The organism is Catellatospora coxensis, from assembly GCF_016862635.1.
Taxonomy (GTDB): domain Bacteria; phylum Actinomycetota; class Actinomycetes; order Mycobacteriales; family Micromonosporaceae; genus Catellatospora; species Catellatospora coxensis.
In genome coordinates this window covers 35,684-60,700 of sequence record NZ_BONI01000010.1, presented here as the reverse complement: position 1 = coordinate 60,700, position 25,017 = coordinate 35,684, and the positions used below count along the sequence as shown (strand labels likewise).

Annotated in this window: 24 protein-coding genes; 17 read left to right on the top strand and 7 right to left on the bottom strand. The window is 72.2% G+C overall.

Annotation, left to right across the window (positions count from 1 at the left end; genetic code table 11):
- Window positions 1–53 precede the first annotated feature (53 nt).
- Both Cco03nite_RS08150 and Cco03nite_RS08145 read left to right on the top strand, forming a co-directional pair.
- Window positions 54–797 (top strand): SGNH/GDSL hydrolase family protein, encoded by a 744-nt coding sequence (locus Cco03nite_RS08150; RefSeq protein WP_203690560.1) that lies wholly within the window; start codon window positions 54–56, stop codon window positions 795–797.
- A 79-nt stretch (window positions 798–876) separates the two neighbouring features.
- Window positions 877–1,239, top strand: coding sequence for an MmcQ/YjbR family DNA-binding protein (locus Cco03nite_RS08145; protein ID WP_203690558.1), 363 nt, complete (start codon window positions 877–879; stop codon window positions 1,237–1,239).
- 10 nt (window positions 1,240–1,249) lie between these two features.
- On the opposite strand, the gene Cco03nite_RS08140 is transcribed toward Cco03nite_RS08145, so the two are convergent.
- Complete coding sequence (locus Cco03nite_RS08140; protein ID WP_203690556.1) at window positions 1,250–1,582, bottom strand: DUF952 domain-containing protein; 333 nt, start codon at window positions 1,580–1,582, stop codon at window positions 1,250–1,252.
- A 37-nt stretch (window positions 1,583–1,619) separates the two neighbouring features.
- Entirely contained in the window at window positions 1,620–3,197 is a 1,578-nt protein-coding gene (locus tag Cco03nite_RS08135; RefSeq protein ID WP_203690554.1) for a nucleotidyl transferase AbiEii/AbiGii toxin family protein, read from the bottom strand.
- A gap of 174 nt (window positions 3,198–3,371) precedes the next feature.
- Here Cco03nite_RS08135 and Cco03nite_RS08130 point away from each other — a divergent pair, with 174 nt between their 5' ends.
- On the top strand, window positions 3,372–3,815 hold the full coding sequence (locus tag Cco03nite_RS08130) for a hypothetical protein (RefSeq protein ID WP_203690552.1): 444 nt from the start codon (window positions 3,372–3,374) through the stop codon (window positions 3,813–3,815).
- Between the two features lie 57 nt (window positions 3,816–3,872).
- Here the strand turns inward: Cco03nite_RS08130 and Cco03nite_RS08125 are convergent, their stop codons facing one another.
- On the bottom strand, window positions 3,873–4,418 hold the full coding sequence (locus Cco03nite_RS08125) for an EF-hand domain-containing protein (protein ID WP_203690550.1): 546 nt from the start codon (window positions 4,416–4,418) through the stop codon (window positions 3,873–3,875).
- Window positions 4,419–4,576: 158 nt separating this feature from the next.
- On the opposite strand from Cco03nite_RS08125, the gene Cco03nite_RS08120 reads away from it, so the two are divergent.
- The 5 genes from Cco03nite_RS08120 to Cco03nite_RS08100 all read left to right on the top strand — a co-directional run bounded on the left by Cco03nite_RS08120 (window position 4,577) and on the right by Cco03nite_RS08100 (window position 9,828).
- Complete coding sequence (locus Cco03nite_RS08120) at window positions 4,577–5,242, top strand: hypothetical protein (protein ID WP_203690547.1); 666 nt, start codon at window positions 4,577–4,579, stop codon at window positions 5,240–5,242.
- A gap of 307 nt (window positions 5,243–5,549) precedes the next feature.
- Window positions 5,550–7,442, top strand: a complete 1,893-nt coding sequence (locus Cco03nite_RS08115) for a pectate lyase-like domain-containing protein (RefSeq protein WP_203690545.1) — start codon at window positions 5,550–5,552, stop codon at window positions 7,440–7,442.
- 89 nt (window positions 7,443–7,531) lie between these two features.
- On the top strand, window positions 7,532–8,059 hold the full coding sequence (locus tag Cco03nite_RS08110) for a GNAT family N-acetyltransferase (RefSeq protein ID WP_239167204.1): 528 nt from the start codon (window positions 7,532–7,534) through the stop codon (window positions 8,057–8,059).
- 401 nt (window positions 8,060–8,460) lie between these two features.
- Window positions 8,461–8,955, top strand: a complete 495-nt coding sequence (locus Cco03nite_RS08105) for a TetR/AcrR family transcriptional regulator (RefSeq protein WP_203690543.1) — start codon at window positions 8,461–8,463, stop codon at window positions 8,953–8,955.
- 36 nt (window positions 8,956–8,991) lie between these two features.
- The gene (locus tag Cco03nite_RS08100; RefSeq protein WP_203690541.1) at window positions 8,992–9,828 is read left to right on the top strand and encodes an oxidoreductase; all 837 of its coding nucleotides are present in this window, start codon (window positions 8,992–8,994) and stop codon (window positions 9,826–9,828) included.
- 121 nt (window positions 9,829–9,949) lie between these two features.
- On the opposite strand, the gene Cco03nite_RS08095 is transcribed toward Cco03nite_RS08100, so the two are convergent.
- Window positions 9,950–10,864, bottom strand: a complete 915-nt coding sequence (locus tag Cco03nite_RS08095) for a carbohydrate kinase family protein (protein WP_203690534.1) — start codon at window positions 10,862–10,864, stop codon at window positions 9,950–9,952.
- 203 nt (window positions 10,865–11,067) lie between these two features.
- On the opposite strand from Cco03nite_RS08095, the gene Cco03nite_RS08090 reads away from it, so the two are divergent.
- From Cco03nite_RS08090 to Cco03nite_RS08050, 9 genes are all read left to right on the top strand, one after another.
- Window positions 11,068–11,757: a DUF429 domain-containing protein gene (locus Cco03nite_RS08090; RefSeq protein ID WP_203690532.1), complete on the top strand. Its 690-nt coding sequence runs from the start codon at window positions 11,068–11,070 to the stop codon at window positions 11,755–11,757.
- 76 nt (window positions 11,758–11,833) lie between these two features.
- Window positions 11,834–12,316 carry an anthrone oxygenase family protein gene (locus tag Cco03nite_RS08085; RefSeq protein WP_203690530.1) on the top strand — a complete coding sequence of 161 codons (483 nt, stop codon included), beginning with the start codon at window positions 11,834–11,836 and terminating at the stop codon, window positions 12,314–12,316.
- A gap of 68 nt (window positions 12,317–12,384) precedes the next feature.
- A complete protein-coding gene (locus tag Cco03nite_RS08080; protein ID WP_203690528.1) occupies window positions 12,385–12,786 on the top strand; it encodes a YchJ family protein in 402 nt (133 codons plus the stop codon).
- Window positions 12,787–12,894: 108 nt separating this feature from the next.
- On the top strand, window positions 12,895–13,707 hold the full coding sequence (locus Cco03nite_RS08075) for a TIGR03084 family metal-binding protein (RefSeq protein ID WP_203690526.1): 813 nt from the start codon (window positions 12,895–12,897) through the stop codon (window positions 13,705–13,707).
- Entirely contained in the window at window positions 13,704–15,512 is a 1,809-nt protein-coding gene (locus tag Cco03nite_RS08070; RefSeq protein WP_203690524.1) for an acyclic terpene utilization AtuA family protein, read from the top strand. Before Cco03nite_RS08075 ends, Cco03nite_RS08070 begins: the two co-directional genes overlap by 4 nt.
- Window positions 15,509–17,104, top strand: coding sequence for an acyl-CoA carboxylase subunit beta (locus Cco03nite_RS08065; RefSeq protein WP_203690516.1), 1,596 nt, complete (start codon window positions 15,509–15,511; stop codon window positions 17,102–17,104). The genes Cco03nite_RS08070 and Cco03nite_RS08065 overlap by 4 nt, the downstream gene beginning before the upstream one ends.
- 4 nt (window positions 17,105–17,108) lie before the next feature.
- Window positions 17,109–19,094, top strand: coding sequence for an acetyl/propionyl/methylcrotonyl-CoA carboxylase subunit alpha (locus tag Cco03nite_RS08060; RefSeq protein WP_203690514.1), 1,986 nt, complete (start codon window positions 17,109–17,111; stop codon window positions 19,092–19,094).
- Complete coding sequence (locus Cco03nite_RS08055; protein ID WP_203690512.1) at window positions 19,091–20,245, top strand: acyl-CoA dehydrogenase family protein; 1,155 nt, start codon at window positions 19,091–19,093, stop codon at window positions 20,243–20,245. The genes Cco03nite_RS08060 and Cco03nite_RS08055 overlap by 4 nt, the downstream gene beginning before the upstream one ends.
- Window positions 20,246–20,265: 20 nt before the next feature.
- Complete coding sequence (locus tag Cco03nite_RS08050; protein ID WP_203690510.1) at window positions 20,266–20,874, top strand: TetR/AcrR family transcriptional regulator; 609 nt, start codon at window positions 20,266–20,268, stop codon at window positions 20,872–20,874.
- Between the two features lie 101 nt (window positions 20,875–20,975).
- Here the strand turns inward: Cco03nite_RS08050 and Cco03nite_RS08045 are convergent, their stop codons facing one another.
- From Cco03nite_RS08045 to Cco03nite_RS08035, 3 genes are all read right to left on the bottom strand, one after another.
- Window positions 20,976–22,022, bottom strand: coding sequence for a hypothetical protein (locus Cco03nite_RS08045; RefSeq protein ID WP_203690508.1), 1,047 nt, complete (start codon window positions 22,020–22,022; stop codon window positions 20,976–20,978).
- Window positions 22,023–22,162: 140 nt separating this feature from the next.
- Window positions 22,163–22,543 (bottom strand): PPOX class F420-dependent oxidoreductase, encoded by a 381-nt coding sequence (locus Cco03nite_RS08040; protein ID WP_203690506.1) that lies wholly within the window; start codon window positions 22,541–22,543, stop codon window positions 22,163–22,165.
- A 115-nt stretch (window positions 22,544–22,658) separates the two neighbouring features.
- A complete protein-coding gene (locus tag Cco03nite_RS08035; protein ID WP_239167203.1) occupies window positions 22,659–25,007 on the bottom strand; it encodes a M4 family metallopeptidase in 2,349 nt (782 codons plus the stop codon).
- Window positions 25,008–25,017 lie beyond the last annotated feature (10 nt).

The window sequence follows — 25,017 nt, the reverse complement described above, 5'->3', positions numbered from 1 at the left end:
CGGACGAAGAGGCCGGCGGCGCCCGCCGGGCCGGCCGGGTTAGCATCCGGATCATGGGTCAGATCGCCGTCCGCGCCAGCCGTCCGCTGGCCTTCGCCGTCGCGCCGATCCTGCTCACGCAGGGTGTCCGGGTGCGCCGCCGGACGCCCGTGCTGCCTGAGGCGGCCGGGGAACGCCACGGCGTCGAGGGCGGACCGGGCCCGGACCCCTTGGCTGTGCTGGTGCTGGGAGAGTCGACGGCAGCCGGAGTCGGCGTGCCCAGCCAGGCCGACGGGCTCGCACCCGCGCTCGCGGCGGGACTCGCCCGGCACCGCGGCCGTCCCGTGGCCTGGCGGGTCACCGCCAACACCGGGTTCAGCGCGCGCAAGACCCTGACCCGGCTGGTCCCGCAGCTGCCCGACGAGACCTACGACGCCGTCGTGGTCGCGCTCGGCGTCAACGACGTGCTGGAGATGCGCTCCGGCCGCGCCTGGCAGGCCGACATCGGCGCGCTGATCACCGCGCTGCGGCCGCGGCTGCGCCCCAGTGGGCGCATCGTGCTCGCGGGCGTGCCGGACGTTGCGGGCTTCCCGACCCTGCCCCAGCCGACCCGGGCCCTGCTCGCACTGCACGCCCGGCACCTCGACCGCCGCCTGGCCCGCGCCGCCGCGAGCTCGCCGTCCGCGCTGCACGTGCCCAGCCCGCGCATCGACGAGCCCGGCCTGTACGCCGAGGACGGCTTCCACCCCAGCGCCGCCGGTTACCGGATGTGGGCGGCGCTGCTCGCGGACGCCCTCACGGCAGACGCCGCTGCCTGACCGCCGGGGTAGCGCGGTCGTGTCCGACCTCCGCGTTAGCCTGTGGTCGTGCGGCAGACGGCAGTGGGAAGGCGGATCGGTGGCTGACGCGGACGACGTACGCCGTCTGGCGCTCGGCCTGCCCGAGGTGGTCGAGATCGACAGCGAGGGCTTCGACTTCCGGGTCGCGAACAAGGGTTTCGTCTGGTCCTACCCCGAGCGCCGGCCGGGCAGGCCGCGCGTCATCCGCACCGACATCGCGGTGCTGTACGTCGGCGACGAGGCGGAGAAGCAGGCCCTGCTGCTCGGCGAGCCCGACCTGTTCTTCACCACACCGGGCTACGACGGGTTCCCGCTGGTCATGCTGCGGCTGCCCCGGGTCGACGTCGCCCGGCTCACGGAACTGGTCACCGACGCGTGGCGCATGCGCGCCCCGGACGACCTCGCCCGGCAACTCGACTAGTTCGGTGGGCCTACCGGGGCAGCGCGTCGTCGACCGCCGCGGCCCCGGCGACGTGGTGCACCGCGACCACGGCGCTGCGCGGCAGTGGACCGTACACGTGCGGGAAAACGCCGCGGTCGCGGGATTCCTCCCAGCGCAGCGACTCCTCGACCGCCTGCGTGTCCACGGCGACCACGACAAGCTCCGGCTCGTCGCCGAACACCCGCAGCGCGGTGGCCGCGACCTGCTTGCGCGAGGACAGGTGCACGAACCCGGACTCATGATCGAACGGCGAACCGTCGAACCGCCCCGCCCGCTCGAACGCCGCCCACTCCGCCGGCAGCAGGATCTTGTAGATCAGCACCGCACCACCATGCCAGACAGCTCCCGCAGCGCCACGGTCAGGCGCTCGCGGACCAGCTTCGGTACAGGGCCAGGGCGAGGCGTCGCTGCCAGGTCTCGCCGTCGCCGGTGACGGTCGGGTATTCGCGGGTGAAGTTCTCCCAGTCGACGGTCCAGTCCAGCACCGACTCGGCGGTGAAGGCGTCGGCCTGCTCGCCGGGTATCTCGAGCCGGAGCAGGTCGCGGACGAGTTCCAGGTCCACCGCCGTGTGCTCGGCGAGCAGGGCCGCGTCGTAGAGGTCCTTGCCCTGCGGATGTGTGTCGGTGGCCAGCCACATCAGCTTCCAGGCCAGCGACAGGGCGGGTGAGGCGGCCCGCATCGCCGTGTCGACGCCGTCGAGCGCGACCGCGACCGGCTCGGTCGGCAGGTGCTCGTTGAAAACGAAGTCGACCTGCACCGAGCCGTCGGGCACGCCCGGCGCGGTGAACGGGATCACCAGGCGGCGCCCGTCGGCGCGTTCGTAGGTCCAGATCTCGGCGTGGGCGGCCCGGCTCGGGTCGAGGCTCACGCCGGGCCGGGCGCGCAGCTCGTCGAGGATCGCGTCGAGCATCGCGGTGGCCTCGGCGCTCTTGCTGCTCATCCAGAACGGCTCGACGACGAAGTCGACGTCGCCGGGCTCGCGGGCCTCCGCGCCGAACCAGGCGGCCAGGACGGCGCTGCCCCGCAGCACGAGCTGCCCGGCGTACGGGGTGCGTTGCACCGCGTTCAGCAACTCGGTCATGGCCTGCCGGCGGGCGCGCGTCCACTGCCGGGCCGCGCCCGGGTCGTCGAACACGGGCTCGCTCGGCCGGTAGGCGCTGGTGTGCTGCATGTGTGCCGGGTCGAAGGCCACGCCCTGGGACACCCCGGGGGTGTCGGGCAGTGGTTGATAGGTGACCGGGTAGCCGGGCCCGCGGGGCGGTGCCGTACGCCGCTGGTCGTCTCGCCGTCGCGGTGCCGGAGCAGGCGCGAGCCAGCCCGCGTCAAGGGGGAGGTGGTTGTCGTACACGACGTACTCCTGCTCCACGGACGCGATCTCCCAGGAGGCCTCGCGCAGCGCGGCGACGAGCCGGTCGAGCCGGTCGCGGGCGGAGGTGAGGCCGACGCCGCGGCAGCGCTGGGTGAGGAAGCGCTCCTGCCGCCCGTCGTCGCGGACGCGGCGCGCGTTGCGGGACAGCCGCGCGTCGTGCTGCTCGGCCAGCGTGGCGACGGCCACCAGGGACGCCACGTCCCCGGCGGGCAGCACCAGCTTCACGTGGTGCTCGAAGTAGCGGCCGGGCGGCTCGGCAGCGGCGTCGGCGTCGGTGGCCGGCAGCCCCGTGCACCACGGCGCGGCCTCGATCTTCGTGCGTACCGGGTGCACCCTGGCGTCGCGCAGCCGCTTTCCCCACTCCGCGGCAAGGACGCGCTGGTCGGCCAGCGTTCCGCTGCCGGCCAGGGTCAGCATCGGCTGGGAGCGGGTCGTCCCGCGGTCCAGGACCACGTGCACGAACTTGACCTGGTGCCGCTCGGCGAAATCGGCCAGGGCGCGTGTCTCGTGTTCCGACACGGTCACATGGATCTCGAAGTCGCCGGTGATCTCGGGGTGCGCGGGCATGGGGGACACCATACAAGCGAAAGATCTTGTCTTGGCGGGGTGTTTTCGCGGACGGGCGTCCGTTACCACCGACGGAGATCGGGCGACCTCCCAGGGGGCTGCACGCACTGTCGGACCAGGCATGCATGATGCCGCGGTGAACGCGGACGGCGCGTTCGCCGCAAGGGAGGCGACATGGGCGGATCGGCCGCAACGGCGCAAGCGGACGCGTACGAGGAACTGACGGAGTTCCTGCTGCGCCCGGAGGACGACGCCCACCCCGTGCACGAGGTGCGCGAGTGCGTGTGCCGGTCCTGCGGCGGGCGGGTCTTCGAGGTCGCCGCCATGGCCGACGACACGGGTGCGGTACGCCGGACCTGCGTGGCCTGCGGAGTCCACGGGTTCATCGCCGACAGCGCGGAGTACTGGGACGACGAGGACGACGCCGAGGTCTGCGCGTGCAACTGCGGGCACGAGGAGTTCGCCGCCGCGGTCGGCTTCTCCCTGTACGACGACGAATCGGACGACGTGCGCTGGCTCTACGTCGCGCTGCGCTGCCAGTCCTGCGCGGAGATCGGCGTCTACGACGACTGGAAGATCGGCTACGGCCCGAGCGGGATGCTGCTCGACCAGGTCTGACCTGGACAGCGGGAGGGGGCGTGCCGCGGCACGCCCCCCTGGTCACCGGGTCCGGGTTCAGACGCGGCCGAAGAACCAGTTGCCGGGGGCGGTCTCGTCGGCTCCGATGTAGAACTGGCGTACGCCGAGCATCAGCTCCTCGATGGTGAGGTAGCCGTCCTCGTCGGCGTCGAGCTTGTCGAAGGCCAGGTTGATCTCGCCGACCGGGGTGCCGAAGGCGCGCTGCATGGTGGCGAACTCGTCCCGGCTGACCCGCCCGTCGTCGTCGGTGTCGGCCAGGTGCAGCACGGCCAGCGCGCCGGGGCGGAAGCTGCGGTCGAAGGCGTCGCCGTGCACGAACGCCTCGGTGAAGCCCTGGCGCCACTCCTGCGGGCTGAGCCGCTGGTCGTGGTCGACGTCCAGGGCCTTGGCCAGCTCCTGCCAGAAGGTGGCGAAGTCCTCGGCGATCCGCAGCGCCTTCGGCGCGTCGTGCGCGGTGCCGAACTCGGCCAGCAGGCGTACGCCCAGGTTGGTCAGGTCCTGCTGCTCGACGAAACCGCTGCGGTCGTTGTCGAGGTGGCCGAAGGCCTTGTCCAGCTTGCGGAGCTGCATCTCAGTAGCCATACCCGAAATCTATGGTGCACCAGCACATAAAGTCGATATCGGGCAAACACACTTCATTCGGAAGGGTGGCGGGCGGAAAGCCGGTTGCCAAGGCCCGCGGACGGCGTCGATGATCGTGCGATGCGAAGCGGTGTCCAGGTTGGGCGAGCAGCGGTGACGTGGTGGTGATCCGCCTGGCCGAGCAGTCCTGGCCGGTGCTCGTGAGCGCGGTCCGGCTCGGGAGCCGCTCCTACCGTGTCGTCCGCCCGGCCCGACCGCCCGCGTTCGCGGGTCTGCGCGAGGGCCGCCTCGGTCTGCAGTTCTGCGTGGACAAACACTCGGCCGCGATGTTCGCCCTGGCCTGGGGATTGGCCGCTCGGTCGCCGCACACCATCGTCCACCTGCCGCTGCGAGCGGCGGCCGCCGCCGATCCGTGCGACTGGGGCCGGCCGCTGGACCTGGTGCTGCTGCACCACAGCCTGGCGTTCCCGCCCTCGCGGTGGAAGGAGGTCCGCGCCCGGCTGGGCGCGGGCAGGCCGCACACCGTCACCCTGCCGCCCGGAACCTGGCCGAGCCGGCCGGTCGCCGACCATCGCCGGACCTGGCACCGGGAGTTCCGTGACCACCTGCTGTGGTCGGTCGCCGCTGACACGCTCGTGCTGACCGGCAGCCGGGAGGCGTACGAGCTGCGCGCCGAGCAGATTCGCGAACTCGCCGAGGACGGCCCGGCCCACCTCGCGCGGACGCCGGACGGGCACCGCTGCGCCGAGCTCCCGATCGGGAACAGCCGGTTCACGCAGCCGCACCGTCCCTACGCGGAACTGCACGTCCAGTACTGCCGGTGACCTCGCTCGCGCCGGGCCGTCACGCCTGCTGTCGGGGACTGATCGAGGGACAAGCGACCCGGGCCGCGCCGGCAGGACCGCCGACAGGTCACCGCGGTGTCTCGTGACCGGTACCGGCGATCCGGTCGATACGACATCGTCCACACCGGAGATTTCCAGAATGAGTCCGCTCGGCTACGCTCCGGGGGACAGGCACGGGAGAGCGCTCTCTCCGGCATTCGCTTTGGCGTGCCGGGCCTACCTCGCACAGGCGAGAGCGCGGTCATCCGTGCCGACCAGTCCCAGCAGAGAGGACCTGCACGCAATGATGAGCACGAGTCCCGGCAGTGCCACGGCACCGTCCGCGGGCCGCCGCGTACGCCGGAAGGTGACGCTCGGCCTGACGTCGGCGCTCGCCGCCGCCGTCGTGGTCGCCGGCAGCACCGGCCCGGCTGCCGCCGCGACCCCGTCGTCGTCCGGCACGCCGAACTTCGGCGCGAACGTCACCGTCTTCGACCCGAGCATGCCGGTCAGCCAGATCCAGGCCACCCTGGACGCGACGCACGCGGCTCAGGTCGACAACGAGATGGCTCCCAACCGGTACGCGTTCCTGTTCAAGCCGGGCACCTACGGCACCGCCGAGCAGCCGCTCCAGATCAAGGTGGGCTATTACACCGAGATCGCCGGCCTGGGCGCGTCGCCGACCGACGTGGTGATCAACGGCAAGATCGAGGTGTACAACCGCTGCCTGGCCGACGGCGGCACCAGCAACTGCCTCGCGCTGGTCAACTTCTGGCGCACCCTGTCCAACCTGACGGTCAACGTCAACGCCGCCGGGCAGGACGGCTGCCGCGCCTCGGCGAACTTCTGGGGTGTGTCGCAGGCGGTCTCGATGCGCCGGCTCAACATCACCGGTGCGAACCTGTCCCTGATGGACTACTGCACCGCGGGTCCGCAGTACGCCAGCGGCGGTTTCATCGCGGACTCGAAGCTGCCGTTCGTGGTCAGCGGCTCGCAGCAGCAGTGGCTGACCCGTAACAGCCAGGTCGACGGCTGGTCCAACGGCGTGTGGAACCAGGTGTTCACGGGAGTGGTCGGCGCGCCGACCGACGAGGCGTTCCCGAACCCGCCGTACACCACGCTGGACACCACCCCGGTCAGCCGGGAGAAGCCGTTCCTGTTCGTGGACGCCCAGGGTAGGTATCAGGTGCGGGTGCCCTCGGCGCGGTTCGACACCAAGGGCGTCTCGTGGGCCGACGGGATGACCCCCGGCCGCACCGTGCCGCTGAGCGACTTCTACATCGCGAAGCCGGGCGACTCCGTTGCCAAGATCAATGTTGCGCTCGCGCTGGGCAAGCACCTGCTGCTGACCCCGGGCGTGTACGACATCGCCCGCAGCATCGAGGTGTGGCGCCCCGACACCGTGGTGCTGGGACTGGGCCAGGCGACGCTGACGGCGGTCAACGGCTCCGTGCCGCTGGACGTCGCCGACGTGCCGGGCGTCATCATCGCCGGCGTCACCATCGACGCGGGCCTGCAGGAGTCGCCGGTGCTGCTGCGCGTCGGCCGCAAGCACAACCTGCTGCGCTGGTCCACGCCGAGCAACCCGACCACGCTGTCGGACGTGTACTTCCGCGTCGGCGGCCCGCACATCGGCAAGACCGACACCGCGCTGCAGGTCAACAGCAACGACGTGCTCATCGACCACACCTGGGTGTGGCGCGGCGACCACGGCGTGGAGGGCTTCACCGACACCGAGCGGTGGAACACCAACACCGGCCGGTTCGGCGCGGTCATCAACGGTGACCGGGTCAACGCCAACGGCCTGTTCGTCGAGCACTTCCAGAAGTACAACACCGTCTGGAACGGCGAGAACGGCCGCACCATCCTGTACCAGAACGAGCTGCCCTACGACCCGCCGACGCAGGCCGACTGGATGAACGGCGACGTCGAAGGCTACGCGGGTTACAAGGTCGGCGACCACGTGCGCACGCACACCCTGTACGGCGGCGGCGTGTACGTGTTCAACCAGAACAACCCGTCGATCCACACCGAGAACGGCTTCGAGGCGCCGAACCGGCCCGGTGTGAAGCTGCACCACATCATGACCGTCAACCTGAGCGCCGGCACGATCGACCACGTGGTCAACGGGCTCGGCGACCCGGCTGACACGACCCGCATCGGCGCGCCGGTGTACGTCGTGGACTACCCGGCTCCGTAGTCCAGGTGCCGCACGCTGTGGCCGGTCCGGGCACGTCCGGACCGGCCACAGCCGTGCCCGGCCGAGGCGAGGAACATTATGATCATCGGGTGCCCGACTCGATCCCCTTGACGATCCGTTCCGGCGGCCTGGACGATGTCGCCGCCGTGCTCGCCTTGATGGACCAGGCGACCGAGTGGCTGGTGTCGATCGGGCGGGAGGACCAGTGGGGCTCGGAGCCGCACTCCACCAACCCCAAGCGCATCGCCCAGATCGAGGGATTCGCCAGCGGCGGCGGACTGTGGATCGCCGAGCGCGACGCGGCCGTGGTCGGCGCGCTCTCGGTCGGCGAAGCCCTGCCGTACGTGCCCCCTGCCGAGGAGCCCGAACTCTACGTCCAGCTGCTGATCTCAAGTCGGTCCGTGTCGGGCCGGGGCGCCGGCGCCGTGCTGCTGGCACATGCGCGTGAACTGGCGGTCGCCCAGGGCGTCGCGCTGATCCGACTGGACTGCTTCGCCGGGGGCCAAGGGGCACTGGTGCGCTACTACGAGAAGCAGGGTTTCACCAGGGGAGACACCTTCTCCGTCGAGCAGCCCGGCCGTGAATGGCCGGGGCAGCTGCTGACCCTGCGCTGGTGAGCGCGGTTCTGCCTGCTCGGCTGGCGTGACCTGCTCAGGACTGCTCGCCGAGCGCATTTGCTCTGCACCCATTCGCTTGCTCTGCACCCACCCGCGCAACAGGGGTGTGGGCCTGTTGCGCCGACGGGTGCAGAGCAAGGCTTTGGGTGCAGAGCAAATGCGTTTCGCATGAGCACAGGTGCCGGCAAGTCGGGCAAACGTGCGGTGCATGGGCGGGTGGCCGAACATTTCTCCGACAAATGTTGGTGAAGTGCCGCTGAGCTGGCTAGTGTGGCGTGGTGGGAACAGGAGCTGAGGTCAGGGGGACGCACAGTCGCGACCCTCGGGCCGTACGCACCCGGGCCAGGCTCGCTGAGGCGTTCACCGCCGTGGCGGGACGGCACCCTGGTGCCCCGGTGTCGGTGAGCGAGATCGTGGCGGAGGCGGGCCTGAACCGGTCCTCCTTCTACGCGCACTTCGACACCACGGGCAGCCTGGCGGTGTACGTCCTGGAGCAGGCCCTGCGGGCGATCTCCGAGCAGGACGTGCAGGTGCGGCTGATCGGCGAGGCCACCGGGCGGCACGCCTCCCGGATCGTGCTCGGGCACATCCTCGACCAGGTCGAGGGCCAGCGCGTCGAGTTGCTGGCCGTGTTCGGCTCGGCCGAGGGCGGGGCCGCGACGGCCCGGTTCGGGCAGCAGCTCGCCGACAACATCGGGTACTACTTCCAGCGGTTGCGGATCGCGCCGGCGCGGCCGCCGGGTGAACTGGCGACGACCGCCGTGTTCCTCGGCCACGGCCTGGCCGCCGCGATCGTGCACTGGCTCACCGAGCCGAGCCCATGCCCGCGCGGCGACCTGGTCGACGTGCTCGTCGGCCTGGTCCCGGCCTGGGTGGACGACCCGGACCCACGCTGACGAAGAACCGCCTTGAACAGATCAACAGGGGGACTCATGGCGAAGAACTGGCTCATCACCGGGACCTCCAGCGGTTTCGGCTACGAACTCACCCGGGCCGTGCTTGAGCACGGCGACAACGTCGTCGCCACCGCCCGTCGGCCCGAAACCCTCGACGACCTGGTGCGCAAGTACGGCGACCAGATCCGGGCGGTGACCCTGGACGTCACCGACCCCGCGGCGTCCCGCGCCGCCGTGCAGGCCACCGTCGAGGCGTTCGGAAGTCTCGACATCCTGGTCAACAACGCCGGCTACGCGGTGTCCGGCTCGCTGGAGGAGACGCCGGACGAGGACTTCCGCGCCCAGATCGAGACGAACCTCTTCGGCGTCGTGAACGTCACCAAGGCCGCGCTGCCGGTGCTGCGTGCGCAGCGGCACGGCCACGTCATCCAGTTCTCGTCCATCGGCGGGCGGGCCGGCGGCACGCCGGGGCTGGGGGCGTACCAGACCGCGAAGTTCGGTGTCGAGGGCTACTCCGAGGTGCTCGCGAACGAGGTGAGGCCGTTCGGGGTGAAGGTCACCATCGTGGAGCCTGGCGGGTTCCGCACCAAGTGGAGCGGCGGGGCGTCCCAGCTCGCGGCCCCGGTCGGGCCGGACTACGAGCCGTCCGTCGGCGCGATGCTGAAATATCGGGCGGAGTACGTCGAACCCGGCGACCCGGTCCGGGCCGCCAAGGTGATCATCGACCTCGCCGACGCCGCCGATCCGCCGCTGCGGCTGCTGCTCGGCTCCGACGCACTGAACCGGGCCCGCGAGTCCGCGGCGTCCCGCGCCGCCGAGACGGAGAAGTGGGCCGACGTCACCGTCTCCACCGACTACCCGCCCCAGTCCTGACCGGGTCCGGTGGGCGCGCCGGCCTGCGCCGGTCGCAGGTTCGGGGAAACTGCGGCAATGCAGCGCCCGATTGCTGCAGTCTCCCCGAAACTGCGTTGCGCCCACCGGGCCGACCCGGTGGTCAGGCTGCGGCGTGGCCGGTTCGGGCCATGGCCGCGGCGAGCTGGTCTGCGGTGATCAGCTCCTCGTGGGTGCCGGCCGCGCCGCAGGCGAACGCGCCCGACACCGATCCGGCCAGTACGCACTCCTCGATCGGACGGCCGGTCAGCCAGCGGCTCATGAACGCGGTGCTGAACCCGTCGCCCGCCCCGTTGCTGTCGATCACGGGCCGTTCGGGTGCGACGGCCGGGAACCGGCGTACCCCCGGGGTGTCCCTGGTGGCGACGCGGCAGCCGGCCGCGCCGTCGGTCGCGACGACCACCTGCGCCCGGCCGGTGCCGAGCACCGCGAGCAGGATGTCGTCGATACGCTCCGGGGCCGCCTGGGCGCTGAGGAACACCAGGTCGGCGGCGCGGGCCAGCGGCCATACCCAGTCGAGTTCGCCGTCCCAGGAGTGCAGGTCGGTGGAGGTGGTCACGCCCAGCCGGTGGGCGTCGGCGAACGCGCCCGCGGCCCGCGGCGCGGCGATGTGCGCGTGCCGCGCCTGCCGCAGGTAGGGCAGGTAGAAGTCCTGCGGCAGCACCAGATCGGCGGGGTGGCGGTGGTCCATGAACGAGAACCGGTGGCCGGCCTTGTCGACGAGGTTCACGGCGCGCGGGGTGCCGTTCGGGGCGGTGACGTGGCTGAAGTCCAGGCCGAGTTCGGCGTAGCGGGCCAGCACCATCGCGCCGAGCATGTCGTCGCCGAGGAAGTCGATCAGTTTGGTACGCAGGCCCAGCGCGTGAAAGCCCAGCGCGACACCGTTGCCGGAGTGTGCGACGTAGTCGCGGATCGGCGACGCCGGCAGGAAGTCGCCCGGCGGGACCGCCAGCTCGGGCACCGGCACGATGGTGTCGACGCCGACACCGCCGAGCACCAGCACGTCATACGTGGACATGGCAGACCGCCTCCCCCGATGGATGATCGTGTACCCGGAGCGGCGGGCCTGCCCACCCTAACCGCACCTTGATCCTCTCGCAGCCCCTACGCCATGATGCCGCGGATCACGCATATCGAACGCTCCGTCCATGCCGTAGGCGGTGGCCTGCTCGGCGGCCGCGCAGGCTGGGCGCGATCGTGGCGTCGTGGGAGGCTGGGCGCATGACAGGACGGGTGCTCGGAGTCGATGCGTGCAAGGCGGGCTGGGTCGGGATCGTCCTCGCCGGCGACGAGGTCGCCGCGATATTCGCGCCGACGATCGCAGAACTGGTGCTGCTGGCAGATGCGGACGGCGTGGCACAGGTCGTTGCGATCGACATCCCGATCGGGTTGCCTGATCAGGGCGTTCGCGCCGCGGACGAACTCGCACGCCAGGCCGCGGGGCCCCGCTGGAAGTCGGTCTTTTCGACGCCGGCCCGGCAGGCGCTGCGGGCAGAGAACCACGCGACCGCGAACGCGCTGCACCGCGAAGCCGGAGCGAAGGGCATCTCGCAGCAGGCCTACGGGCTGCGCAAGAAGATCTTCGACGTTGACGATTGGGTACGCGGACAGCAGCGCCGCGTCGTCGAGGTGCACCCGGAGTTGTCGTTTGCGGCCATGGCGTCCGCGCCGCTGACCGACCGCAAGACGACGTGGGCGGGAGTGGAACGCCGCCGGGCCCTGCTGGCCGCCGAGGGTGTCCTGCCTGCCGGTGACCTCGGCGCGGCGGGCCATGTCGCAGGCGTCGACGACGTGTTGGACGCGGCAGCCGCTGCCTGGTCGGCCCGGCGGGTGTTGTGCGGCACGGCTGTCTGCCGCCCGGAGGAGCCCGAGGTCTTCAGCGATGGGCTGCGGTGTGCGATCTGGACCTGAGCAGGCGATTCCGCGGAGCCGCATAGGATCACGCGGGTAGTGCTCGGACCGAGGGGGCGATGTGGACGCTGTTCGGATGATCGTGCAGGTGGCGGCAACGGTGACGATGGGGATCATGGCGGGGGTGTTCGGCCTGTACGCCCACACCGTGATGCCCGGGCTCCGGCGTACCGACGACCGGACGTTCGTCGGCGCGTTCCAGGCCCTCGACCGGGCGATCATCAACCCGTGGTTCATGCTCGGCGGCTTCCTCGGCGCTTTTGTGTTCACGGCGGCGTCCGTCGTCCTGCTGCTGACAGGACCGGGCGGCGCGGCACTGGCTTGGGCGTTCGCCGCGCTGGTGCTGTACCTGCTGGTCTTGGTCATCACCGTCGCGGTCAACGTGCCGATGAACAATGCGATCAAGGCGGCCGGAGACCCCGACCGGATCACCGACCTGGCCGGCGTGCGGGCGAGGTTCGACGAGGCGAAGTGGGCGCGATGGAATCTCGTGCGCACGGTGGCGACCACCGCCGCCGTGGTCTGCCTGGCCGTCATGCTCGTGCAGAACGGCCGCTGAGCTGCTCCGTTTCCGGTGCCGGAGCGGCCCCCGGCCGGTCGGGCACCCGATGAGCGATCATGGTGACCATGGCACGAGCACGCAGGAAGCCCGACCCGCAGCCCGCCGTCTGCCCCTGCGGGACCGGCCGGCCGTATGAGGAGTGCTGCGGGCGCTGGCACCACGGCGGCGAAGCCCCGACCGCGGAGCAGCTGATGCGCTCGCGGTACAGCGCGTTCGCGCTCGGGGACGTGGCGTACCTGCTGCGCACCTGGCATTCCAGCACCCGGCCGACCGAGCTGGACCTGGCCGGCGGCCCGCGCTACACCGCGTTGGAGGTGCTCGCCACCGACCGAGGCTCGATGTTCGACACCGAGGGCGCGGTGCTGTTCCGGGCCCACTACCGCGACGGCGGCCGACCCGGCGTGCTGGAGGAGCACAGCCGCTTCCTGCGCGAAGCCGGCCACTGGCGGTACGTGAACCCCCTTTGATCGGGTCTGGCCCCGAACGGGGACCATCAGCGCGCAGAATAAATCAAGCACGCTTGACTTTTTTGTGGCCCGCAGGAAGGGTGGAACCGACTGGAGGGAGCACCCCGCATGGCGGAACTCGAGGCGCTGCTGGCCGATCTCGACGCCGAGAGCGCCGACGCCGACCGGCTCGTCGCGGATCTGGCACCGGACCGGTGGGCGGCGCCGACCCCGGCCGCCGGCTGGACCGTGGCGCACCAGATCGGCCATCTGCTGTGGACCGACGAGCGCTCCCTTCTCGCCGCGACCGATCCCGCCGGCTTCGCCGACGCGCTGCAGGAGATCGCCGACTCGCCGGACCCGCTGCGGTTCGTCGACGCCGGAGCCGACCGGCTCGCCGTGCTGCCACCCGAGCAGCTGCTCGGCCGCTGGCGGGAGACCCGGGGCAGGCTGCGGGCCGCGCTCGCCACCGTGCCGCCGGGCACCCGGCTGCCCTGGTACGGGCCGCCGATGAGCGCCGCGTCCATGGCCACCGCCCGCATCATGGAGACCTGGGCGCACGGCCAGGACCTCGCCGACACCTTCGGCGTCACCCGGACCCCGACCGGCCGGCTGCGCCACGTCGCCCACATCGGCGTACGCGCCCGCGACTTCGCCTACGCCGCCCACGGCCTCGACGCGCCGATCGCGCCGTTCCACGTCCGGCTCACCGGCCCGGACGGCGACGACTGGACCTGGGGACCGGAGGAGGCCGCGCAGCGGGTCACCGGCCCCGCCCTCGACTTCTGCCTGCTGGTCACGCAGCGGCGGCACCGCGCCGACCTCGCCGTACGCGCCGAGGGAGCCGACGCGGACCGCTGGCTCGACATCGCCCAGGCCTTCGCCGGCCCACCCGGCACGGGCCGCGCACCCGGCCAGTTCGCGGCGGAGGGCGTCGCATGAGCGGGCACGGGAACACCGAGGCCGATCGCGACGAACGGCCGGCGAGCGCGCCGCTGCGGATCGCGAACGTCTCGGGCTTCTACGGGGACCGGGCCTCGGCGATGCGGGAGATGCTCGAAGGCGGTCCGGTCGACGTGCTCACCGGCGACTACCTCGCCGAGCTGACCATGCTGATCCTGGCCCGCGACCGGATGAAGGACCCGGCCACCGGATACGCCAAGACGTTCCTGCGGCAGCTGGAGCAGTGCCTCGGCCCGGCCCTCGACCGGGGCGTCACGATCGTCGCCAACGCGGGCGGGCTCAACCCGGCCGGGCTCGCCCAGGCGCTCGGCGCGCTCGCCGGGCGGCTCGGGCTGAGCCCGCGCATCGCGTACGTGACCGGTGACGACCTGCTGGAACGCGCCGACGAGCTGGGGTTGGGCGCGCCGATCGCCGCGAACGCCTACCTCGGCGCGTGGGGCATAGCCCATGCCCTGCGGCAGGGAGCCGACATCGTGGTCACCGGGCGGGTGACCGACGCCTCGCTGGTCGTCGGCCCGGCGGCGGCCCACTTCGGCTGGGCGCGCGACGACTTCGACGCCCTCGCCGGTGCCGTCGCCGCCGGGCACGTGATCGAGTGCGGCGCGCAGGCCACCGGCGGCAACTACGCGTTCTTCACCGAGCACGCCATCGGCCTGCCCGGGTTCCCGATCGCCGAGGTGCACGCCGACGGCACCAGTGTGATCACCAAGCACCCGGGCACCGGCGGCGTCGTGAACACGGGCACGGTCACCGCGCAGCTGCTGTACGAGGTGGACGGCCCGCGCTACCTCGGCCCCGACGTCACCACGCGGCTGGACACGGTCGTGCTGGCCGAGGACGGCCCCGACCGGGTGCGCATCAGCGGGGTACGCGGTGAGGCGCCGCCGGCGACGCTGAAGGTCGGGCTGAACTCGCTCGGCGGGTTCCGCAACGACGTCACCTTCCTGATCACCGGACTCGACGTCGAGGCGAAGGCGGCGCTGGCCCGCGAGCAGCTCGCAGCGTCGCTGAAGCGCAAGCCTGCCGAGCTGGTGTGGCGGCTGGCCCGCACCGACCACGCTGACGCGGACGGGCAGGAGGAGGCCAGCGCGCTGCTGCACGCCGCCGTCAAGGACCCCGACCCGTCCCTGGCCGGGCGCGCCTTCAGCGGGGCGGCCGTCGAGCTGGCACTGTCCAGCTACCCGGGCTTCACGCTGCTCGCCCCGCCCGGTGACGCGACCCCGTTCGGGGTGTTCACCTCGGCGGCCGTCCCGGCCGAGCAGGTCCCGCACGTGGTGGTCCTGCCTGACGGCACCGGGCACACGATCGAGCCGCTCGGCTCCGACGCGCCGTCGTCGGCCGGTGTTCCGGCCGGCGGTGTGGCACAACGCGCCGTCGACGGCACCGGATCCGGGCCGACCGCCGCCGAACCGGTTGTCGCGGCGGCGGTGCCGGTGTGGACCGGCGGCGGGCCGACCCGGCGCGGGCCGCTGGGGCTGGTCGCCGGGGCGCGCAGCGGGGACAAGGGCGGCAGCGCCAACATCGGCGTCTGGGCGGGCGGCGAGGCCGCGTACGCGTGGCTGGCGGCGACGCTGACCGAGGACGCGCTGGTGAAGCTGCTGCCGGAGGCGGCGGGGCGGCCCGTCACCCGGCACCTGCTGCCGAATCTGCGGGCGCTGAACTTCGTCGTCGACGGGCTGCTCGGCGACGGCGTGTCCGCGGGCACCCGGTTCGATCCGCAGGGCAAGGGCCTGGGCGAGTGGCTGCGTTCGCGGTATGTCGACATCCCGGAGGAACTGCTGTGATCCTGAGATCCACCCTGGACACCGGCGCGGCCGCGTACGCGGGCAACCGCGACGCGCTGCTGGACAAACTCGCCGCGCTCGACGCCGAGCACGCCAAGGCGCTGGGCGGGGGTGGGCCGAAGTACGTCAAGCGGCATCACGACCGGGGCAAGCTGCTGCCGCGCGAGCGCATCGAGCTGCTGGTGGACCGGGACTCGCCGCTGCTGGAGCTGTCGGCGCTGGCGGCGTACGGCACCGACTACCCGGTCGGGGCGAGCGTGGTCACCGCGATCGGCGTCGTCGAGAACACCGAATGCATGATCATCGCGAACGATCCGACGGTGCGCGGAGGGGCGTCCAATCCGTACACCCTGCGCAAGACCCTGCGGGCGATGGACATCGCGCGGGAGAACCGGCTGCCGCTGGTGAACCTGGTCGAGTCGGGCGGGGCCGACCTGCAGAGCCAGAAGGACATCTTCATCCCCGGCGGGCGGCTGTTCCGCGACTTGACGCGCCTGTCCGCGGCAGGTGTCCCGACGGTGACGCTGGTGTTCGGCAACTCCACCGCGGGCGGGGCGTACGTGCCGGGCATGAGCGACCACGTCGTCATGATCAAAGAGCGGTCGCAGGTGTTCCTGGCCGGCCCGCCGCTGGTCAAGATGGCCACGGGCGAGGACGCCGACGAGGAGTCGCTGGGCGGCGCGGCGATGCACGCCCGCGTCTCGGGCCTGGCCGACTACCTGGCCGACGACGAGGTGCAGGCGATCGGCATGGGGCGGCGCATCGTCGCGTCGCTGCGCTGGCGCAAGCTCGGCGCGGCTCCGTCGCCGGACGCCGACGAGCCTGTCTTCGACGCCGAGGAGCTGCTCGGCATCGTGCCACCGGACCTGCGCACCCCGTTCGACCCGCGTGAGGTGATCGCCCGGGTCGTCGACGGCTCCCGCTTCGACGAGTTCAAACCGGAGTACGGCGCGAGCCTGGCCACCGGCTGGGCCAGCGTGCACGGCTTCCCGGTCGGCGTCCTGGCCAACGCGCGCGGGGTGCTGTTCAGCGCGGAGTCGCAGAAGGCGGCGCAGTTCATCCAGCTCGCCAACCAGACCCGCACCCCGCTGCTGTTCCTGCACAACACGACCGGCTACATGGTCGGCAAGGACTACGAGCAGGGCGGCATCATCAAACACGGCGCGATGATGATCAACGCGGTGTCCAACAGCACCGTGCCGCACATCTCGGTGCTGATCGGCGCGTCCTACGGCGCGGGGCACTACGGCATGTGCGGGCGGGCGTACGACCCGCGCTTCCTGTTCGCGTGGCCGAGCGCGAAGTCCGCGGTGATGGGCGGCGCGCAGCTCGCGGGCGTGCTGTCGATCGTCTCGCGGCAGTCGGCCGCCGCGGCCGGGCGGCCCTACGACGAGGACACCGACCAGGTCGTCCGCACCATGGTCGAGAACCAGATCGAGGCGGAGTCGCTGCCGATGGTGCTGTCCGGGCTCGGCTACGACGACGGCGTCATCGACCCCCGCGACACCCGCACCGTGCTCGGCCTGTGCCTGTCCGCGGTGCAATCGGCCCCCGACCCCGGCCCGGGTCCCTACGGCGTCTTCCGGATGTGACGAGATGATCTCCCGACTGCTGGTCGCCAACCGGGGCGAGATCGCCCGCCGCGTCTTCCGCACCTGCCGCGAACGCGGCATCACCACCGTCGCCGTGCACTCCGACGCCGACACCCGGGCCCTGCACGCCACAGAAGCAGACATCGCGGTACGGCTGCCCGGCGTCACCGCCGCCGACACCTACCTGCGCGCCGACCTCGTCATCGAGGCCGCGCTCGCGGCCGGCGCGGACGCCGTGCACCCCGGCTACGGCTTCCTGTCCGAGAACGCCGCGTTCGCCCAGGCGGTCATCGACGCCGGGCTGACCTGGATCGGGCCCTCGCCGGACGCCATCGACGCGATGGGCTCGAAGATCGCGTCGAAGAAGCTGATGGCCGCCGCGGGCGTGCCCGTGCTGCCCGAACTCGACCCCGCCACGGTCACCGAGGCCGATTTGCCCGTGCTCATCAAGGCGTCGGCCGGTGGCGGCGGCCGCGGCATGCGCGTCGTGCACGACCTCGCCGCGCTGCCCGAACAGGTCGAGGCCGCCCGCGCCGAGGCCGCCGCCGCGTTCGGTGACCCGACCGTGTTCTGCGAGCCCTACCTGGCCACCGGGCGGCACATCGAGGTGCAGGTCATGGCCGACGCGCACGGCACGATCTGGGCGGTCGGCGAGCGCGAGTGCTCCATCCAGCGCCGCCACCAGAAGGTCGTCGAGGAGGCCCCCTCACCGATGGTCGACCCGGCCATGCGCGAACGCCTGCACGCCGCCGCCACCGCCGCCGCGGCCGCGATCGGCTACCGCGGCGCGGGCACCGTCGAATTCCTGGCCGCGCCCGACGGCTCGTTCCACTTCCTGGAGATGAACACTCGCCTCCAGGTCGAACACCCCGTCACCGAACTCGTCACCGGCCTGGACCTGGTCGCCCTCCAACTGGACATCGCCGAAGGCCACCCCCTCCCGCCCACCCCGCCCGCAATCCACGGCCACGCCATCGAGGTCCGCCTCTACGCCGAGGACCCCGCCCACACCTGGCGCCCCCAAACCGGCCCCCTCCATACCTTCACCCTCCCCACCACCACCGAATTCGGCGTGCCCGCGCCGGTGGCGGCCGGCGCGGTGGTGGTGCGCGTGGACAGTGGGTTTGCGGGTGGGGATGTGGTTACGCCGCATTACGATCCGATGCTGGCGAAGGTGATCGTGTGGGCGCCGACGCGGTCGCAGGCCGCGCGGGCCCTGGCGGGAGCGCTGGCGCAGGCGCGGATCCACGGGCTCGTCACGAACCGGGATCTGCTCGTCAACGTGCTGCGGCATCCGGCGTTCCTGGCCGGGCGGATCGACACCGCGTTCTTCGAGCAGCACGGGCTCGACATGCTCGCCCGGCCGCTGGCCGGCGAGGACGCGCAGCGGCTGTCGGCGTACGCCGCGGCGCTGGCCGCGTCGGCTGCCGAGCGGGCGAGCGCGACCGTCGTGACCGGACTGCCGGGCGGCTGGCGCAACGTCGCCTCCGCCCCGCAGACCCGCGCCTACCAGGCCCCGGCCGGGCGGATCGACGTCGGCTACCGGCGCACCCGCGACGGCGTACGGGTCGAGGACGAGCCCGAGGTCGTCGTCGGCGAGGTCACGGCGACCCGGGTGGAGCTGGGGCGCGGCAACGTGCGGCACGTGTTCACCGTCGCGACGTACCCGGAGATGGTCTGTGTCGACTCGGTGCTCGGGCCGGTCAGCCTGCGCCCGGTCGAACGGTTCCCGGTGGCGCAGGTCCAGGTCGCCAGCGGGTCGCTGCTCGCACCGCTGCCCGGGGCCGTCATCCGCGTCGCCGTCGCCGAGGGCGACCAGGTCACCGCCGGCCAGCCGCTGCTGTGGCTGGAGGCCATGAAGATGCAGCACGAGATCACCGCCCCGACCGGCGGCACCGTGACCCACCTGCCCGTGGCCGTCGGCCACCAGGTCGAGGTCGGCGCGGTGCTCGCGGTCGTCACCCCCGCCGACCCGGAGGCCCAACCGTGATCCTCGAGAGCGACGAGCGCCAGGCCCTGCGCCGCGCCGTGTCCGACCTGGCCGGCAAGTACGGCCACGACTACTACCTGCGCTGCACCCGCGCCGGGGAGAAGACCACCGAGCTGTGGCAGGAGGCCGGCCGGCTCGGCTACCTGGGCGTGCACGTGCCCGAGGAGTACGGCGGCGGAGGCGGCGGCATCGGCGACCTCGCCGCGGTCTGCGAGGAACTCGGCGCGGCGGGCTGCCCGCTGCTGATGATGGTCGTCTCCCCGGCGATCTGCGCCACGGTGATCTCCCGCTTCGGCACCCCGGAGCAGAAGCGGCGCTGGCTGCCGGGGCTGGCCGACGGGACGAAGATCTTCGCGTTCGCGATCACCGAACCCGACGCCGGTTCGAACTCGCACAAGCTCACCACCACCGCGACCCGCGACGGCGACGGCTGGCTGCTGTCCGGCCGCAAGACCTACATCTCCGGTATCGACGAAGCCGAGGCCGTGCTGGTCGTGGGGCGTACCGCCGACGAGCGCACCGGGCGGCTCAAGCCCGTGCTGTTCGTGGTGCCGACCGACGCGCCCGGGTTCACCGCGCAGCAGATCCCGACCGAGCTGGTCGCGCCGGAGAAGCAGTACAACCTGTTCCTCGACGAGGTACGGCTGCCCGACGACGCCCTGGTCGGCAGCGCGGACGCGGGGCTGCTGCAGCTGTTCGCGGGGCTGAACCCCGAGCGCATCATGGCCTCGGCGTTCGCGCTAGGCATGGCCCGGTACGCGCTCGGGCGGGCCGTCGAGTACGCCAAGAACCGCACCGTGTGGGGGCCGCCGATCGGCGCGCACCAGGCGATCAGCCACCCGCTCGCGGCCTGCCACATCGAGGTCGAGCTGGCCCGGCTGATGACCCGCGAGGCGGCGTTCCTCTACGACAGCGGCGACGACCAGGCGGCGGGCGAGGCGGCGAACATGGCCAAGTACGCGGCCGGGGAGGCCACCGTGAAGACCGTCGACCAGGCCATCCAGACCCACGGCGGCAACGGGCTGGCCACCGAGTACGGGCTGGCCACGCTGCTGGTCGCGTCGCGGCTCGGGCGGATCGCCCCGGTCAGCCGGGAGATGATCCTCAACTTCGTCGCCCAGCACAGCCTGGGCCTGCCCCGGTCCTACTGAGCCCAGGTAGCGTGATCGCCGTGCCGACCACCCCCGTACGTGAACCGCAGCAGGACCGCAGCCGCGCCACCCGCCGGCGGCTGCTGGAGGCCTCGGTGCAGTGCATGGCGGAACTCGGGTGGTCGGGCACGACGGTCGCCGTCGTCGCCGAGCGCGCCGGGGTCTCCCGCGGCGCGGCCCAGCACCACTTCCCGACCCGGGAGGACCTGGTCACCGGGCTGATCGAGCACATGACCGAGGTGCGCGCCACCGAGATCGAGGGCGCCGTCGCGGGCCTGCGCAGCGGTCCCCGGCGTACGGAGCAGGTGCTGGCCGTGCTGGTGGGGCTGTATCGCGGACCGCTGTTCCGGGCAGCGCTGCACGTGTGGACCGCGGCGGCGGTGGACGCGTCGCTGCGGGATCAGGTGCGACCGCTGGAGGCGGCGCTCGGGCGCACCGCGCACGGCATGGCGGTCGAGCTGCTGCGCGTCGACGAGCAGACTCCGGGCGCGCGGGAGACCGTGCAGGCGACCCTGGACCTGGCGCGCGGCCTCGGCCTGGGCGAGCTGCTGCACGACGACACGGCCCGCCGGGCCCGGGTGCTGCGGCAGTGGGCCGCCACCCTGGACGTGGTCCTGCCGCCGGTGTGACCGACGGCCGGGACCAGGTGTCGCGTCGGCAGGCCACATCTTTTATTGATGTGGCACATCACCAATGATGTGGCCCGCGAGCGACACCTCGCCTGGCCGGATCAGACGGTGACCTGATCGTCGCTGCGCACCGGCGTCGGAGTGTCGTCCTGCGTAGTGGGGCGGGGCCTGAGCCGCCGGGCGATCCACAGCCCGGCCGCGAAGATCGCGGCGAGGATGAACACGCCGACGTACTCCGCCGCGGGCACCCGGGGCAGCGTGGCCAGCTTCGCCGTGCCGAGGATCGAGACAACGACGCCGACCGAGCCGACGTAGGCCAGGCCGATCAGCCACCGCACCCGGCGGGACAGGCCCAGCCCGTGCATCTGGGTGACGACGAAGATCGTGGCGAAGCCCCAGCCGAACTGGAACCACAGCTGCTTCGGGCTGTTCAGGGCGACGATCGCGCCGTGGAACAGCACCATGACCTCCAACGTCACCGTCCACCAGCGGTTCACGTGCGCGCGGGTCAGGAACAGGCTGCCCTGCACCAGGATCAGGAACATGTACAGGAACCCGATCAGGTGCCCGGTGGTGGTCTCCATCGGGTGGTACCAGAACGTGTACACGGCCGCCCACGCGAAGTAGTAGCCGTGGTACTTGCGCGCCCACTCGCGTACGCCCGCGCCGCCCGGCGTCGGGATCGTCCTGCCGAAGAGCAGGCCGCGCCGGTCGTTCTCCATGAGCAGCACCCAGACCAGCAGGATGATGACGGAGAACTGCGACGACCAGATCGACACGTCCTGGGCGAGGCCGTCGTACCAGAGCTGGGTCTGTGCGAAGTGGAGCAGCACGAAGGCCGTGTTGAACGCGAGCGCGGCGACGTTGACCAGGTGCAGCCGGCCGGTGTACCTGCCGACGCGCTGCTGGCCGTACCAGATCAGGGCCCAGAAGCCGACCTGGTGCAGGGCGTACAGGGACCAGACGCCGGCCATGATCAGCGTGGAGCGTTCGGGGCGCTGCCACACGTACCAGGAGGGGCCGGTGTCGGGCAGCAGGTCCGGCCGGGCCAGCCAGCCGGCGCTCAGCGCGATGAGGCCCGTCATGAGCAGGCCGGCGACGATCGCGCCGAGCAGCGCCCGGCTCGCCCGCAGGTCGGTAACCTTCATCGCGAGCGCCTCCAGCCCGATAGCCCGTCGCCGATTGCGCGGGTTCAGGACAGCTTCTTACCCGTCCGGCTCGGATGCAACCGTTTCGGTGGAGGAAACTCTGTTCTCCTGGTGGTGACCGGTCCCGGCTGAGGGTGCGCTCAGAAGGTCACGGCGATGCCGACGACCGGCTTCTTCGGCAGGTGCAGGACACGCGCCGCCCAGTTGCCCACCCGCGACATCCAGTACTTGCGGGCGATCAGCTGCCGAACCCGCTGCGAGCCGGTGTCGTCGAGGACCCGGGCGGTGCCCTCCACGGGCACGGCGTCGGGGGCGACCCGGCCCCGGACGTCGCACGCGGCCACCGTCACGCGGCTCGTGCGCCGGACGCGCTTGACCTTCCACGCGTCGGAGTCGGAGATGACGAACAGCTCGCCGCCGTCGACCGCCAGCCACACCGGCGTGGCGACGGGCGTGCCGTCCTTGCGGTAGGTCGTCAGGCTGACGTACTTGGCGCGGGCGAACTGATCGGCGGTGGTCACGGCGACCAGCTTAGCCACCGCGCGGAACCGCGCCCGACGGACGTGCCTTCGCCCCGGTCACGGAGCAGGGGCCGGCCGCGCTCAGGCATCCGGCCCCTGCTCCACCCCCCACCCGTCAGCAGGCGCCCTGGTCGGACCAGACCGCCCACGAGCCGGGCGCGCCCGGCTCGGCGCCGGTCGACCACCAGGTGGCCTTCCAACGGCGGCCGTTGTGCGACACGACGTCGTCCGGCGAGTACGGCGTCGTGGAACTCCACGCCGGCAGGCCGCCGCAGCCGCCGCCCCCGGTCACCGTCAGCGTGAACACGGCCGTGTGCGTGGCCGACGTGCCCGCCGCCGTGACCGTCAGCGGGTACATGCCCGCCGGGGTGCCCGCCGCGACCGACACCGACAGCGTCGCGCCGCCGCCCGAGGTCACCGACCCCGGGCTCACCGACGCCGTGACCCCGGTCGGCGCGCCGGTCACCGACAGGTTCACCGCCTGCGCGCTGCCCGACGTGGTCGCCGTGGCGACGGTCGCGCTGGTCGAACTGCCCGCCGCGACGCTCGCGGACGACGGCGACAGCGAGACGCTGAAGTCGTCGCCGCTCGGCACGCTGGTGACCGTCACCGTGTACGTCGCGCTGTGCGTCGCCGAGCCGGTCCCGGTGACGGTGACCCCCGCCGAGCCGGTCGCCGCGCTCGCGCTCGCGGTCAGGGTGAGCGTGCTGGAGCCGCCGGAGGTGACCGACGCCGGGCTGAAGCTCGCCGTGACACCCGAGGGCAGGCCGTTCGCGGTGAGGTTCACCGTCTGCGCGCTGCCCGAGGTGGTGGCCGTGACCACGGTCGTGGTGACGGTCGAGCCGCGCTGCACGGTGCCGCTGCCCGGGGATACCGACAGCGAGAAGTCGTTGCCGGGCGCGGTGCTGCACTGCGCCTCACCGGACTGCGCGGGCACGCTGACCGCGTCCCAGGCCGCCTTGACGGTGCGGCACTCGGCCGAGGACGCGCCGAACAGGTTGACCGCCGCGCGCAGCGTCGCCGTACGCACGTTGACGTAACGCCAGGACGACGTTTTCATGTTCAGCGCGGCCATGTAGATCTGCCCGGCCTTCTGCAGGCCGATGCCGGTGACCGTGGAGCCGTTGCAGGTCGGGCTGGCCGGGTTGCCGCCACCGCCGGCCGAGCCGACCGCGGTCAGGTAGAACCAGTGGTTGTTCGGGCCGGCCGCGGCGTGCACCTCGGTGCTCGGGATCGCCGAGGAGTAGCAGTTCGGGTCGCCGAGCGCCGACGGGTTGTACATGTTGCGGATCGGGCCCGAGCCGGTGAGGTTGACCTCCTCGCCGACGAGGTAGTCCGGCGGGTCGTTGGGGTTGTTGGCGTACGCCTCGGTCAGCGCGCCGAAGATGTCGCCGGTGGACTCGTTGAGGCCGCCGTTCTCGTTGCCGGACCCGGCCCCGCCCGGCGTGGTCTGGAAGATCGCGTGGCCGTACTCGTGCGCGACCACGTCGATCGGCGTGGCCTGCCCGGTGCCCGCCTGGTTGCGGCCGAAGTTGGTGTAGCTGCCGTTCCAGTACGCGTTGACCTCGGCCAGCCCGACCCGGGCCGGGAAGCCGCCGCCGGAGCCGTTGATGCCGTTGCGGCCCAGCCACGAGCTGAGCATGTCCCACTCGCGCTGCACCGCGTAGAGGGCGTCGACGCAGGCGGTCTCCAGGTTGGTGCCGGAGCCGTTGCCCCAGGTGTCGTCGGTGCCGGTGTACGCGGTGCCGCCCTGGCCGCCGCAGCGGATGCCCGGACGGCTGTTGTCCGTCATGGACCAGGAACTGCCGGAACCGCTGGTGGTGATCGAGACCTGGCCGTTGTAGTAGCCGTTGCCGGTGCCCATGCGCACGTCGTCGCGCACGTCGAGGAGCGCGCCGGTGCGGGCGTCGACCACGACGTGCAGGCGGCTCGGCGCGTTCTTGCGCACGCCTTCGAGCACGATCTCGTACGCCAGCCGGTCGCGCGCCGGGGTGGCGAAGACGGCCAGCCGTGGCGGAGTCGCCTGGCCGACGGTGTCGAGCTGCCGCCGGGCGACGGACGCGGCCTGCGCGGCCGAGACCGTCGGGATGATCGAGGCCAGGCGCACGCCCCGGCCGAGCGCGGAGCTGGTGCCGCGTACCGTGCCGGTGCGGTCGGTCGCCACGACGGCGTCGCCGCCGAGCACAGGCAGGCCGCGGTGGGTGCGCTCGTAGGAGACGTACCGGAATCCGCCGGAACCGGCGACGACGTCGCGGCGTACGAAGGATTCGTGCGGGCCCTTGGCCAGCGCGTCGTAGCCGCCGTCGGCGGCCCGGTCGGCGGCGGCGACGGCGAGCGCGGCCGGGTCGGCGGCGGGCGCGGGGGTGTCGGCGGGTCTGGCGCCGGAAACTCCTGGGATCACCAGGGCGAGGCCCACGGCCGCGGCGGTGGCCGCGAGCGTGATCCGGATGCCGGTGGACTTCACGGGATGGACT